Below are 13,121 nucleotides of genomic sequence, written 5' to 3'. Positions count from 1 at the left end.
CGGGAGCTATGACCTTGCCCCAGACTAACTTTGCCCTTGCGAGCGATCCCGAGACGCAACAAAGGCCACGTCCTCCGAAGCCTGTTCATCGTATTCGCGATGACAGGGAGGCCATCGAGATTGCGCAAGCGCTTGCCGAAACATTCAAGGCGGGCGCGTCCGAACGAGACCGGGAGCGGCTCCTGCCCTGGGATGAAATCGAGGCCTACACGGCAAGCGGGCTCGGCGCGATCACCGTTCCACGCAGCCATGGCGGTGCTGGCGTGAGCTTTGAGACCTTGGTGAAGGTGTTCGAGATCCTCTGCGCGGCCGATCCGGCACTCGGGCAAATTCCACAGAACCATTTCGGGGTTCTGGCGCTGGTGCATGACATCGGTAGCGAAGCGCAGAAGGCGCGGGTTTACGCCGATGTTCTGGCCGGATATCGCATCGGCAATGCCGGGCCTGAGCGCAAGACGAAGCGCGTCAACATCGCGACCACGCGGGTGGAAAAGCATGGTGAGGCATTGCGACTCACCGGCGAGCGCTTCTATTCCACCGGCTCCATCTTTGCCCATTATATCCCGACGCGGGCCGTGGATGATGAGGGCAGGGCGGTCCAGGTCTGGGCGCGCCGCGATGATCCGGGTGTGACTGTTGTCGATGACTGGAATTCCTTCGGCCAGAGAACGACTGCCAGCGGCACGGTAAAGTTCGACAATGCGAACATCGATCCGCTGCTGGTCTTCCCGGTTTACGCTTTTGTTGACAGGCCGGGTCTGGCCGGTCCCATCTCGCAGATCATCCAGGCAGCGATCGATGTCGGCATCGCGCGTGCAGCACTGGAGGATGCGCTGGTGTTTGTACGTGAGAAAGCGCGTCCCTGGATGGATTCAGGACTTGAGCGGGCGGTGGACGATCCGACCATCATCCACGAAGTCGGGCATCTCGCGACCAACCTGCATGCGGCGCAGGAAATCCTTTACGAGGCGGGGCGTGTTCTCGATGCCGTTGCCGCAGAACCTGTAACGGCCGAAAGCAGTGCCCGCGCTTCCGTTGCCGTGGCGGAGGCGAAGATCCTGACGACGGAAATCGCGCTCGAGGCCAGCGAGAAACTCTTCGATCTCGCCGGTTCAGCCGCCACCCGGGCAGCCCACAATCTCGACCGTCACTGGCGCAATGCGCGGGTGCATACGCTGCATGATCCGGTGCGCTGGAAATATCACCTCATCGGTAATTACGAATTGAACGGTATCTTGCCGGCCCGGCACCAGTGGAATTAAGCAATGACTGATCCCCGAATTGCCACACCTGCCCCCGCACCGCGCAAGAGGCCGCACCTGATTACATCCGATCAGGAAGCGCTTGACGTCGCACAGGCCTTTGCGGATCGGGTGCGAACGGATGCCTCGACCCGTGATGCTGAGCGCCGTCTGCCCTGGCAGGAGCTGGATGATTTCGTCGCGACCGGCCTCTGGGGTATCAGCGTGCCGAAGGCTTATGGAGGCGCCGGTGTCTCTGCGGTCACGCTGGCGCGGGTTACCGCCATCATCGCCGCGGCAGACGGGTCCCTCTCGCAAATTCCGCAGAACCATTATTATTCCCTGGAGGTGCTGCGGGTTGGCGGCAGCGAGGCGCAGAAGCGCTTCTTTTACGACCGCGCCCTTGCGGGCGAGCGCACCGGCAATGCCCTAGCGGAGACCGGTCACAAGGATTTCAAGCGGCGCACCCATTTGTCCCGTCAGGACGGACAATGGCGCATCAGCGGCACCAAATATTACTGCACCGGTGCCATCTATGCCCACTGGGTTCCAACGCTCGTATCGGCGGAAGAAGAGGGTGGCGTCAGAACCTATATCGTCTTCGTTCCACGCAATGCAGCGGGCGTCACCATTCTGGACGATTGGGATGGCTTCGGCCAGCGCGTCACCGGCAGCGGCACGGTGCGCTTCGAGGATGTCGCGGTGGAGCCGGAATGGATCGTGCCCTTTCAGTCCTCCTTCGAAACCGCAACCACCATCGGGCCGGTGGCGCAGATCATCCATGCGGCGATCGATCTCGGCATTGGCGAAGGTGCCTATCGGGATACGCTTGAATTCGTGCGCCAGCGCTCAAGACCCTGGATCGACGCCAAGGTGGAGACTGCTGCCGAAGACCCATTGACGCTGAGCGAGATCGGACAGGTACGGGTCAGGCTGCGTGCCGCCGATGCCTTGCTGCGCAAGGCGGGGTGTCTGGTGGACGAGGCGATGGGCAACCCCACGCACGACACGGTCGCTGCAGCCTCGATTGCTGTTGCGGAAGCCAAGATCCTCTCGACGAAAGCCGGATTGCTGGCCGCCAACAAGCTGTTTGAGCTATCCGGCACATCGTCAACGATGGCGCAAGACAATTACGATCGGCATTGGCGAAACGTGCGAACACACACGCTGCATGATCCCGTTCGCTGGAAGTATCAGGCCATTGGCCAGTACTATCTGAATGGTCGCCGTCCGCCGCGCCACGGCGCGATCTGACGATATCCCTGCTTCTGGCCAAACTTCTGGAATCACCATGTCCTCGCGCAAACAGATTTTGCTCAATGCCTTCAGTATGAACTGCGTCGGCCATATCAACCATGGCCTGTGGACGCATCCGCGCGATCGCTCGCATGAATACAAGCGGCTGTCCTACTGGACGGATCTGGCAAAGACGCTGGAGCGCGGCCTGTTCGATGGCATTTTCCTCGCCGACATCGTCGGCGTCTACGACATCTACCAGTCTTCGGTGGATCTGACGCTGAAGGAGTCGATCCAGCTTCCGGTCAATGATCCGATCCTGCTGGTCTCGGCCATGGCGGCGGCCACGCAGCATCTCGGTTTCGGCGTCACCGTCAATACCAGCGTGGAAGCGCCCTACACGTTTGCGCGGCGTATTTCGACGCTCGACCATCTGACCGAAGGCAGGATCGGCTGGAACATCGTCACTGGCTATCTCGACAGTGCGGCCCGTGCGCTGGGCCAGACAGGCATGAACGAGCACGACACCCGCTACGACCGCGCCGACGATTATCTCGATGTGCTCTACAAGCTCTGGGAGGGCAGCTGGGCGGATGATGCCGTTGTTCTGGACAAGGCCCGCCGCGTCTTTACGGAACCGGGGCGCGTGCGGAAAATCGATCACAACGGCCCCTATTATCAAAGCGATGGCTATCATCTGGCGGAGCCCTCGGTGCAGCGCACGCCGGTGCTCTATCAGGCGGGCACATCGGGTCGCGGTAGGCGGTTTGCGGGCCGCCATGCCGAATGCATCTTCATCAATGCGACCGACAAGGCGGCGGCGGCGAGAACATCGCGTGCTTTGCGGGAAGAGGCGGTGGCGGCTGGACGACGGCCTGATGACATCAAGATTTTCGTTGGCATGACCGTCGTGCCAGGGCGCACAGCATCAGAAGCGGAAGCCAAGCTGGCGGAATATCTGGATCATGCCAATCCGGAGGCGGGGCTTGCCCATTTTGCCGCAGGCAGCGGTATCGATTTCTCGCGCTTCGAACTCGATGAGACAATTGAATACGCGACAGGCAATGCCATTCAGTCCGTCACGCAACTGGCGCGGCAGAAGGGCTGGACAAAGCGGCAGCTTCTGAAGGAACTGGCGATCGGCGGACGCTATCCGGTCGTCGTCGGAGATGGCGCAAAGGTGGCGGAGGAACTGATGTCCTGGATCGATGAAGGCGAAATCGATGGCTTCAATCTGGCCCGGACCGTGGTGCCGGAAAGCTATGTCGATTTCATCGATATCGTGGTGCCTGAGCTACAGGCACGCGGTGCCTATAAGACCGCCTACAGCGATGGCACGCTTCGCAAGCGTTTGTTCGGTGCAGGCGACAGGCTGCCAGGCAACCATTACGGTAGCCAATTTCGTCAGTAGTCACGCCATTGTGCCTCACCAAACCGGCCGTTGATGCAGATCGCCGACGACCTCCTGTGTGAATAGCCCCGAGATTTGTGGGGGCCTTCCTTCCTCATTTTGAGGCAGGAAGAGCATCATGAGCAAATCGAATTTCACCGAAGCATTTAAGCGCGACGCTGTGCGTCCGATCACGAAGCGAGGCTATCCGGTTGCGGAGGTTTCGCAGCGCCTCGGCGTGAGCCAGCATTCCCTGTATGAATGAAAGAAGAAGTTTGCAGCGTCGAATGCCAAGGGTGACGACGAGACCGAGGAGATCAGGCGGCTGAAAAAGGAATTGGCTCGCGTCACCGAGGAGCGCGACATCCTAAAAAAGCAGCCGCGTATTTCGCCAGGGATGAAAATTTATAGTTGAGCGCTAATTGCCCTTGATCGTCTGCAGTTTCCGGTGCGCACGATGTGCCGCGTCAATCTTCTGAAGCAACAGAGGATATGTCGCAGGGTATACTGTTCACGCGATGAAGCGCGACAGGATGTGTTCGATTACATCGAGATGTTCTACAATCCGAAACGCAAGCACGTCAGAAACGGAATGCTGTCACCCGTCGAGTTCGAGAAGGCGATCCATCTGTGTCAGGCGCAATGGCCGATGACTATCGTCGATTGGGCCACGACGAGGCAGTATGTGATACCTCAAGACAACGAAGTGGCTCAGTCGCGTATACTACATCAGTCTGACATTGCTCATCATGATGCGCATCGCGCGGATTGCGGCCTCCAGATCTTGGGGATCGATGCCGTCGATTAGAGCCTTTTCACGCGTCAGTGCGATTTCAATGATGGTTGCGTGCAGCATGTAGCCTTTTTCATTGAGCCACCAGGTTCGCTTGCGCGGATCCGTTTCGGCGGAAACCGATCCGAGATAGCCCATCTCGTCCAGGGTGGCCAGCGCGCGGCTGGCGGCGGCCTTGTCGAGGTTCACCACTTCGCAGATGCGGGCAGCCGTGATCTTCGGCTCGATGGCCAGCATGGAGATCGTTCGCCATTCCGTAATGCCAATTCCGAAGCGTTCGCGGTAAATTGCCGAGGCGCCGCGCGACAGGGCATTGTTGATGCTCGAAAGGAAAAAGGGGATGTAGTTGCTGATGTCGAGAATCTCGACGCCGTCTCGCGTGGTAATGGAACTCGAGATGCGGCCTTCAGGGCAGGTTTCGCCCGTTTCAGCTGTTACGTGGTTCTTTCTCCCTTTGGATTGGGTCATCCAGTCAACTCTTTCAGCGCCTTCGCCAAACCGCCGAGATCAAACTGCCACTCCTCCAGCATCGCCCGCGTGACCGGTTGCGATCGGCGCAGAAGCTGTCGGGCGGCCATATGTTCGCCAGGGCAGTTGATCGTTTCTACCGCCAACAACTGGCCCATTTTGAAGCGAAACACAAGCTTGCGGGCCGCCGCCTGCTCGATGGCGATATCCTCGTCGGCACCCGTTCCCAGGCCTGCGATCTGCAGTTTCCAGTCGCCCTGGTCGCTCCAGAACCAGGGCACGGCATCATGGCTAGAGGGTTTGTCGGTCAGGCGTTTGGCAATGATACGCGCCTGGTCACTGGCCGCCTGGACGGATTCAAGCCGGATCAGATCGCCGCGAACAGGATCGGGAAATGCGGTGCAGTCTCCCAGCGCCGAAATACAGGGGTCTTCCGTGAGAAGGGTGGAATCGACGACAATGCCATTGTTGACGGCCAGTCCGGCGGCCACAGCCAGTTCGACATTGGGTCGAACCCCTGCCGCCAGCAGGATCATGTCGCAGGGCAGGTCTGTTCCATCTGCCAGTGTCACGCCGACGGCTGTTGCTTCCGATCCGATGGTCACTCCGGCGGCGCCGGTGCCAAGGACAATCCGCGTGCCAAGAGCCTCGTGAAAGGCCCGGAAATGCTCCGATATTGCCGGCGAGACGGCACGCGCCATCAGCCGGGATCCGGCCTCCACCACCGTCACGTCATGCCCGCCCGATGCTGCGACGGCGGCGAATTCCAGACCGATGAAACCGCCTCCGATAACGACGATTTGACGTTTGACCCCGAGCCCATCGCGCAGCCTGTCGGCATCGCTGGAGGTGCGCAGACTAAACACATTTGCGGCGCCCAGCCCGGCAATGGGTGGTATCGTATTGCGCGCGCCGGTCGCCAGCACCAGATGATCGTAACCGATCAGCCCGCCAGTGAGCGTCTCGACCGTTTTTCCCTGCCGATCCAGCCGGATGGCCCGCTCCGGTGTCATCAGTCGGATCGCATTGCGCTCATAAAAACTGTCGGGTCTCAACTGGATGGCCTCAAGACGCCCTTCTTTCAGGTATGCCTTAGACAACGGCGGGCGTTGGTAGGGCAGGCCAGGCTCATCGCCGATCATGGTGATCGATCCCTGATAGCCCTCCTGTCGCAGGCATGCGGCCAGCTGAAAGCCACCCTGGCCTGTGCCGATGATGACGATGCCGTTCCCGTTCCTGTTCCCGTTCTCTGGCGTCACGTCTGGCTCTCCGGCAGGTGGATGATCATGCCGTCGAGGTCTGCCGCGACGCGGATCTGGCAGGAAAGCCGGCTGGTGGGCCTCAATTCGCTCACCGCGCTTTCCAGCATGTCGTCCTCGCCATCGGCGCGCGGCCCGACCCGATCCGCCCAGGCATCGTCGACATAGCAGTGACAGGTGGCGCACATCATCGATCCGCCGCATTCGCCAATGATGCCATCAACGTCATGGGCCAGTGCAGCACGCATGACGTTATCGCCGTCGCTCGCCTCGATCTCCGTCGTTACGCCATCGTGCGATACGAAAACAATTCGTGTCATGGGACTACTCCTACTTCCGGACAAAGCGCAGCGGCAGTCGATCGAGCGCATGGATGGCATTGTTCGGCCGCCAGACCGCCTCTCCGGCGAACTCGATGCGATCCACCTTTTCGGTGAGCACGGTCAGCACCGTTTCCAGTTCCAGCCGGGCGAGGTTTTGCCCCACGCAGCCATGAACACCAGCGCCAAATGCCATGTGCCCTACGGGCTTGCGATCGATCCGGAAAACCTGTGGATCCCCCCATTTGTGCGGATCGAGATTGGCTGACGCCAGAGCGCAGAGGATCTTGCTCCCTTCGGCGATGCCGAGACCGGCAATCTCGGTGTCCTGGTTCGCAGTCCGGGCAAAGGTGTGGACCGGCGAGGTAAAGCGAAGCACCTCCTCAAAGCAGGCGCGCGCCAGTGCCGGATCGGCCTTCAGTCGCTCATATTCGCCCGGATTGGAGGCCAGGCACCAGAGCGCACTGCCAATGCCCGTCACGGTCGTATCCACGCCGGCTGACAGGAAGGAGCGAACCAGCATGGCGGCTTCCTCCGCCGTTACCTCGCCATCGTCTGCTGCGGCGTAAATCAGCGCACCCAGGCCATCCGTGGTCAGGCGGCCGCGGGCGCAGGCTGCGGTGATCCAGGGAACGATGTCGGCTGCCTGGTCCATGGCGGCACGCCGGAACTTGTTGTCCGGTCCAAGCGCATTGAACACCATCGCGCCGTAGTCAACGAGACGACGACGATCGCTGTCCACCATGCCGACGGCCTTTGGAAAGACCGCAACCGGAAAGGCTTCCGCCAGATCGGCTACGGCCTCGAAGGTGCCACGCTCGATAAGCTGGTCGATGATCGTTTCCGCCACCGTGCGAAAGTCCTCCTTCAGCCCAGCGATCGCCTTTGGCGAAAGCGCACGGGCCATCACCTTGCGTGTCTTGGTGTGATCGGGCGGGTCCACCTCCAGGATGATCGACGGCGGACGCCAGGGCTTGCCGTATTTGAAGTCGTTGAGGCCGACGCCGCGGGAGGAAACGAACCGCGCATGATCTGAAAAGATCTCCCGCGTCTCCTCGTAGCGGCCGGACGCCAGGACGGACCATTTCGGGATGTAGACGAGCGGACCGCGGGCGCGCAGCTCGGCGTAGTATGGCGCGGGGTCAAGCAGAATGTCCTCTGCATAGGGATCGATATCCCAGACGGGGATGCCTGCAGCGGGTTCGAATACCGTGTGGCCTTCGATCATATTCATGGGCATGTTCATGGTCTTTTTGTCTCCCCGCCGGTCAGCCATGGGCCACGCCGATATGGCGTTCCAGCAGATCCGGTTGTTGTTTGAGGGCGGCGGCGCTTCCATCATAAACGATGGCGCCGTTGGTGATGATGATCGCGCGGGTGGCAAAGGCGAGGGCTGCTGCGGCATGCTGCTCCACCAGGACCAGCGTGCGCCGTCCGTCGGCCGCGAGTTGTTCGAAGGCGCGCATCAGTTGTTCGCAAATGACCGGCGCCAGCCCCTCCAGCGGCTCGTCCAGCAGGATCACGTCGGGCTCGGTCATCAAGGTGCGGGCGATGGTCAGCATCTGCTGCTCCCCACCCGATAGCTGTGTGCCGCCGTTCCTGCGTCGCTCCTTCAGGCGCGGGAAGAGCGCATAGGCCTCTTCAAGCGAGGTCCTGCCGCGCATGACGGCGGTGAGGTTCTCTTCGACAGTCAGCGACGGGAAAATGTCGCGGGTCTGGGGAACGAGCCCCAGCCCCCGCATTGAGCGCTGGTGCGGCGAAAGTTGCGATATGTTTTCGTCGCCCAGGTGAACACGCCCGCCGTGAAGCCGCGTCAGGCCCATGATGGTGGACAGCATGGTGGTCTTGCCGGCGCCATTGCGGCCGATTACGGCGATCCGCTCGCCGCGTGCAATGGTGAGGGAAAGGTCGCGCAGGATGTGGGTCTGACCATAGCCGGCGGTGACATTTTCCAGGGTCAGTGCCGTCGGGGATTGCGTCTCAGGCATGGTGAGCCTCCCCCAGATAGAGCTGACGCACCCGCGGATCAGTACTGATTTCGAGGGGCGCGCCCTCCATCAGGATGCGTCCATTGACCAGAACCACGATGGAGCGGGCGATGCGGAAGACCAGGTCCATGTCATGTTCGATGATCAGCACGGCCAGATCGTCCGGCAGTCGTTCGATAGCCTGAAGAATGAGATGGCTCTCGCTTGACGGCACCCCAGCTGCCGGCTCGTCCAGGATGACGACACGCGGCCTCAGCGCCAGCGTCAGAGCCAGTTCCACCAGCCGCTGCTGCCCATAGGCCAGAAGATGGATCGGCTTGTCCGCGAGTGGCATCAGCGCGAACTGATCAAGAAGGGCCTCGATCTCGGCTTCAACGAAGGGGTCACCGGCCGCCCTGCGAAACAAGCTGCCGCCGCGTCCAAGCCGTTCCAGGATCGGCAGGCGGATATTCTCGCGCACGGTGAGGGTGCGGAACAGGGTGGTGATCTGGAATGTCTTGGTAATCCCGCGCTTCACCCGCTCGGCCTCGCCGAGGCTGCCGATGTCGACTCCGTCGAACCGGATGGCCCCACCACTGGGGGGCAGTTTTCCCGTGACCAGATTGGCAAAGGTAGTCTTGCCGGCTCCATTTGGTCCGATCAGCGCCTTGCGTGCGCCGGGCGGCAGATCGAAATCGATATTTTCTGCCACCGTCAGCCCGCCAAACGATTTTTTGAGCCCGCGCACCTCAAGTCCTTGCATTGTCGTTCCTCCCGATAAGCGCGGTGATTGTATGGGGCAGGTCCAGGATGCCCTTGGGCACGAAGAAGACGACGGCGAGAACCATGGCGCCGATCACGAACAGCCAGTTGAAGGGGTCCACCGCTGCGGCCACATGGTGGACGGTCATGAAGATGGCGACGCCGATCACGGCCCCATAAAGCCGTCCCGCGCCGCCGAGGATCAGCATGATCAAAGCCTCGGCCGAGAGATTGAAGGCGTAGGCTTCCAGGCTGACGAGCTGGGTCACCTGCGCTGCCAGCGCGCCGGCGATACCGGCAATGGCGCCGCCGATCGTGTAGGCGGTGACAAGCCGCCAGTAGACGGGGCTTCCGATCGCCACCATGCGGGCCGCGCTGTCGCGCACGCCGCGGATCGACAGGCCAAGCGGTGAGACGGTGACGATCTTCAGCAGGGCGTAGCAGAGACAGACGACAACAAGCGTGTACCAGTAGCCCGTCCGACCGACAAAATCGAACTTGAAGAGCCCGAGCACAGGCTCCATGCGGATGCCGCGAAGCCCGTCCGCACCTCCGGTCAAATCGCGTGCCTTGTTGGCGATTTCCTGGCAGATCAGCGTGACGGCAATGGACAGCATCAGCAATGTCAGTCCATGGACGCGCATCAGGAGCAGGCCGGAGGCAAAGGCAAGCAGCGCGCCGGCTGCCCCGCCCACGGCAAGACCGATGATCGGGTCGCCCGACACATGGACCGCGAACAGGCCGGCCGCATAGGCACCCGTGCCATAAAGAGCAGCATGGCCGAGGGTCGCAATGCCGGCATAGCCAAGAACCAGATCCAGCGAGAGCACAAACAGGATCATGATCAGGAACCGGGTGACCAGTGCCAGGTCGTAGGGAAAGGCAAAATAGGCTGCTATCGCCAGTGTCAGCATAACCACTTCCGGAAGGAGCGGCAGACGGTGCTCCATACGGCGAGGTTTGGCCGTGATGAGGTCTTTAAGGGCCATGTCACGCCTTTCCGAGTAGGCCAGCGGGGCGCATGGCCAGAAGTGCCATCACGGCGGCAAAGAAGATGATGGTGCCGAAATCCGGGATCAGGTAGCGGGAGGCGGTTTCAAGGATGCCGAGCGCGATGGCAGCGGCGAAAGAGCCCGAGATCGACCCCAGTCCGCCAACCGAGACGACGATCAGGAACAGCACCATGTAGCGCAGCGGGTAATAGGCATCGACCGGCAGAAGCTCGGCTCCCAGGATGCCGCCGAGCGCGGCCAAAGCCGCGCCCAGACAGAAGGTTGCTGCATAGATCCTATCGGTGTTGATGCCGAGCGCACTGGCGATGGCGCGGTTATCAACCGCGGCGCGGAGCCGTGTCCCGAAGCGGCTGCGTTCCAGCATGAAATATAGTCCGACGATGACGCCGAGGCCGGTGGCAATGACGGCCAGCCGATGGGCAGGCAGCACCCGGAAGCCGAGATTGACGGATTGCTGCAGGAAGCCCGGCAGCGGAATGGCCAGCAGGCTGGATCCGAGAAGCTTGTTGACGACGGCGATCACCATGAAGGTGATACCGATCGTGGCAAGCACCTGCTGCAACTCGCCCAGGGCATAGATGCGGCGGAAGAGCACGCGTTCACCGATAAATGCCAGCACAGTGACACCAGCGATGGCCATCGGTACGGCCATGAGGTAGCCAAGGCCGATCTTCAGAATGAGAAAATGGGCAAGCGCCCCGCCGATGAGGGCAAAGGCACCATGGGCAAGGTTGATCACGCGCATCAGGCCCATGGTCACGGACAGGCCGACGGAGATCATGAACAGGATCATTCCATAGGCAATGCCGTCGATGGCGATGTTGGGAATGAGTGACATCGTCTGCTCCCGGAAGGCAAGAGGGGCCAGCCATCCGCGCGAACACGCGGATGGGGTAGGTCTTGAGACGAACAGAGTGCTTACTGGGTCCAGCCGAGATCGCCGACGGTCGCGATGACGCCCTTTTCGCGGTTGACGAGCAAGCCCGTATCGTTGTCGCGCTCGACCTCGCGAATATAGACGCTCTGCTTGACAGTATGGGTCTCCGGATCCATCTCCAGCGGACCGCGCGGGCTTTCCCACTTGAGGTCCTTCACCGCTTCCAGAGCTTTCGGGCCATCGCTGCCGGCTGCCTTCACCATTTCATAAATCAGGTGCGTGCCGTCATAGGCGCCGACCGACGCCCAGTTCGCGACCGCTCCGGGAAATTTCTCGGCCAGAGTCTTGGTGAATTCGCGGTTGAGCTCGGAATCATGCGCACCGGAATAGTGATAGGCCGTGGTCAGCCCGATCGCCGCATCGCCGAGCGCTTGGAGATTGGATTCCTCCGTCTCGGCCGTGCCGAGAAAGCGGATGCCGGCCGCCGCAAGGCCATTTTCGTTATAGGTCTTTGTAAACCCAAAGGTCGGTGGCCCGCCGGGCAGGAAGGCAAAGACCGCATTGGGGGACTGGCCACGCACGCGCTGGATGAAGGGGGTGAAATCCGTCGTCGCGACCGGCATGCGGATGCTATCCACCACGGTGCCGCCCTTCTTTTCGAAGGCCGATTTGAAGGCCTTTTCGGCGTCAATCCCGGGCCCGTAGTCCGATACGGCTGTCACGACGGTCTTGATGCCCCGGTCATAGGCCCAATCGGCCAGCGGCACGGAAACCTGCCACAGCGTATAGCTTGACCGCAGGAAATAGCGGGACCCCTTGTTGATGGCCGATGTCGCCGCGTTGAAAATGACAGTGGGTGTTTCGGACTGGTCGATGAGCGGTGCCACGGCCAGAGCATTGGGTGTGAAGGTGAAGCCGGCGAGATAATCCACCTTTTCCCGGATCAGGAGTTCCTGTGCCAGGGTCTTTGCCAGATCAGGATTGGCGCCGCCCACGTCCTTGTAGATGAAGTCGATCTTGTGTTCGCCGGCCTTGTTGCCGTGCTTCGCGACATAGACTTCGATCGCTTCCTTGTACTGCTTGCCATAGATGGCGAACGGGCCGGAAAATTCGGCAATGACGCCCACCTTGATGGTGTCGGCCCAACTGGCGCTCGCACACAGCGCCGCGATCGCTGCCCCAAGGACAGCGCTCTTCAGATTCAGCATGTGATCCTCCCAAATCACTGCGTTTGGTCTGCTCCTCCAGACCAGATCGCATGAGTTGATATCTCAACTCGGATGTCATAATGATCAATCGAGTTGAGATGTCAACACACAATTCACAAACCGCAATTGTTGCTGATCTGATGTTCTGTATATGTCAGATGCTTGCTGCTCGCGTCAGCCTTTAGTCAAAACCCGAGGAGCAAGTCAGGCGGAGACGAGGCTGATCAGGATATGGTGGGATGCCGCGACGCTGCAGCCGAGAAAGTCTGTGCTGGCTGATGTGGCCTCTTGGGAGCGACCCGGTGGGAATGCAATTGTATGCTGGACCTTCTGACCAATTCTGGTGCTCGGGCCGGGCGAAGCGTGCCGGGCCCGACGGTCGTTGTGGGTTTTCCTGTTCAAGGCGGCGACAATGGTCGCCTTCAATTGTGTCCTAAACACCCTTGAGTCGCCGGAGCTTTACGTTCCATAATATATATTATCAGTAATTTTCATGTAGCCGCAAAGTTAGAATGTCCTGTTTCTGCAAAGTTGGAATGTCACACTCCCCGGCTCTGACAGTTGTCTGGGAGATTGCAGATGGGATT

The 13,121-nt window shown here is 60.7% G+C and carries 12 protein-coding genes and 1 pseudogene; 4 read left to right on the top strand and 9 right to left on the bottom strand.

The features are described from left to right. Positions 1–14 precede the first annotated feature (14 nt). The 4 genes and pseudogenes from F3H95_RS24755 to F3H95_RS24740 all read left to right on the top strand — a co-directional run. Entirely contained in the window at positions 15–1,262 is a 1,248-nt protein-coding gene (locus tag F3H95_RS24755; RefSeq protein WP_244618132.1) for an SfnB family sulfur acquisition oxidoreductase, read from the top strand. A gap of 3 nt (positions 1,263–1,265) precedes the next feature. After that, complete coding sequence (locus F3H95_RS24750; RefSeq protein WP_149747904.1) at positions 1,266–2,495, top strand: SfnB family sulfur acquisition oxidoreductase; 1,230 nt, start codon at positions 1,266–1,268, stop codon at positions 2,493–2,495. Positions 2,496–2,532: 37 nt separating this feature from the next. Continuing rightward, complete coding sequence (locus F3H95_RS24745; protein ID WP_149747903.1) at positions 2,533–3,888, top strand: LLM class flavin-dependent oxidoreductase; 1,356 nt, start codon at positions 2,533–2,535, stop codon at positions 3,886–3,888. Positions 3,889–4,006: 118 nt separating this feature from the next. Next, positions 4,007–4,486, top strand: a pseudogene (locus tag F3H95_RS24740) (transposase); the annotation flags it as partial. Positions 4,487–4,591: 105 nt separating this feature from the next. On the opposite strand, the gene F3H95_RS24735 reads toward F3H95_RS24740, so the two are convergent. From F3H95_RS24735 to F3H95_RS24695, 9 genes are all read right to left on the bottom strand, one after another. Next, positions 4,592–5,128, bottom strand: a complete 537-nt coding sequence (locus F3H95_RS24735; protein WP_149747902.1) for a MarR family winged helix-turn-helix transcriptional regulator — start codon at positions 5,126–5,128, stop codon at positions 4,592–4,594. Continuing rightward, on the bottom strand, positions 5,125–6,387 hold the full coding sequence (locus F3H95_RS24730) for an FAD-dependent oxidoreductase (protein WP_149747901.1): 1,263 nt from the start codon (positions 6,385–6,387) through the stop codon (positions 5,125–5,127). The genes F3H95_RS24735 and F3H95_RS24730 overlap by 4 nt, the downstream gene beginning before the upstream one ends. Beyond that, the gene (locus F3H95_RS24725) at positions 6,384–6,707 is read right to left on the bottom strand and encodes a 2Fe-2S iron-sulfur cluster-binding protein (RefSeq protein ID WP_149747900.1); all 324 of its coding nucleotides are present in this window, start codon (positions 6,705–6,707) and stop codon (positions 6,384–6,386) included. The genes F3H95_RS24730 and F3H95_RS24725 overlap by 4 nt, the downstream gene beginning before the upstream one ends. 10 nt (positions 6,708–6,717) lie before the next feature. Further along, positions 6,718–7,941, bottom strand: a complete 1,224-nt coding sequence (locus F3H95_RS24720; RefSeq protein WP_188134477.1) for a cytochrome P450 — start codon at positions 7,939–7,941, stop codon at positions 6,718–6,720. A 34-nt stretch (positions 7,942–7,975) separates the two neighbouring features. Next, the gene (locus F3H95_RS24715) at positions 7,976–8,695 is read right to left on the bottom strand and encodes an ABC transporter ATP-binding protein (RefSeq protein WP_149747899.1); all 720 of its coding nucleotides are present in this window, start codon (positions 8,693–8,695) and stop codon (positions 7,976–7,978) included. Beyond that, the gene (locus F3H95_RS24710; RefSeq protein WP_149747898.1) at positions 8,688–9,437 is read right to left on the bottom strand and encodes an ABC transporter ATP-binding protein; all 750 of its coding nucleotides are present in this window, start codon (positions 9,435–9,437) and stop codon (positions 8,688–8,690) included. Before F3H95_RS24710 ends, F3H95_RS24715 begins: the two co-directional genes overlap by 8 nt. Beyond that, positions 9,424–10,425 (bottom strand): branched-chain amino acid ABC transporter permease, encoded by a 1,002-nt coding sequence (locus F3H95_RS24705; protein WP_210248586.1) that lies wholly within the window; start codon positions 10,423–10,425, stop codon positions 9,424–9,426. The genes F3H95_RS24710 and F3H95_RS24705 overlap by 14 nt, the downstream gene beginning before the upstream one ends. Position 10,426: 1 nt before the next feature. Further along, positions 10,427–11,287, bottom strand: a complete 861-nt coding sequence (locus F3H95_RS24700) for a branched-chain amino acid ABC transporter permease (protein WP_149747897.1) — start codon at positions 11,285–11,287, stop codon at positions 10,427–10,429. A gap of 80 nt (positions 11,288–11,367) precedes the next feature. Further along, positions 11,368–12,525 carry an ABC transporter substrate-binding protein gene (locus F3H95_RS24695; RefSeq protein ID WP_149747950.1) on the bottom strand — a complete coding sequence of 386 codons (1,158 nt, stop codon included), beginning with the start codon at positions 12,523–12,525 and terminating at the stop codon, positions 11,368–11,370. Positions 12,526–13,121: the final 596 nt, after the last annotated feature.

This window comes from Rhizobium sp. RU35A (assembly GCF_900156005.1).
Taxonomy (GTDB): Bacteria; Pseudomonadota; Alphaproteobacteria; order Rhizobiales; family Rhizobiaceae; genus Neorhizobium; species Neorhizobium straminoryzae.
The sequence above is the reverse complement of the archived record's forward strand: the minus strand, read 5'-3'. Positions and strand labels throughout refer to the sequence as shown.

What these genes read in the sequence shown, in the direction of transcription:
- F3H95_RS24750 (WP_149747904.1), top strand. Translation starts at nt 1,266, where the DNA reads ATGACTGATCCCCGAATTGCCACACCTGCCCCCGCACCGCGCAAGAGG.
- F3H95_RS24745 (WP_149747903.1), top strand. Translation starts at nt 2,533, where the DNA reads ATGTCCTCGCGCAAACAGATTTTGCTCAATGCCTTCAGTATGAACTGC.
- F3H95_RS24735 (WP_149747902.1), bottom strand. Translation starts at nt 5,128, where the DNA reads ATGACCCAATCCAAAGGGAGAAAGAACCACGTAACAGCTGAAACGGGC.
- F3H95_RS24725 (WP_149747900.1), bottom strand. Translation starts at nt 6,707, where the DNA reads ATGACACGAATTGTTTTCGTATCGCACGATGGCGTAACGACGGAGATC.
- F3H95_RS24720 (WP_188134477.1), bottom strand. Translation starts at nt 7,941, where the DNA reads ATGAATATGATCGAAGGCCACACGGTATTCGAACCCGCTGCAGGCATC.
- F3H95_RS24715 (WP_149747899.1), bottom strand. Translation starts at nt 8,695, where the DNA reads ATGCCTGAGACGCAATCCCCGACGGCACTGACCCTGGAAAATGTCACC.
- F3H95_RS24710 (WP_149747898.1), bottom strand. Translation starts at nt 9,437, where the DNA reads ATGCAAGGACTTGAGGTGCGCGGGCTCAAAAAATCGTTTGGCGGGCTG.
- F3H95_RS24705 (WP_210248586.1), bottom strand. Translation starts at nt 10,425, where the DNA reads ATGGCCCTTAAAGACCTCATCACGGCCAAACCTCGCCGTATGGAGCAC.
- F3H95_RS24700 (WP_149747897.1), bottom strand. Translation starts at nt 11,287, where the DNA reads ATGTCACTCATTCCCAACATCGCCATCGACGGCATTGCCTATGGAATG.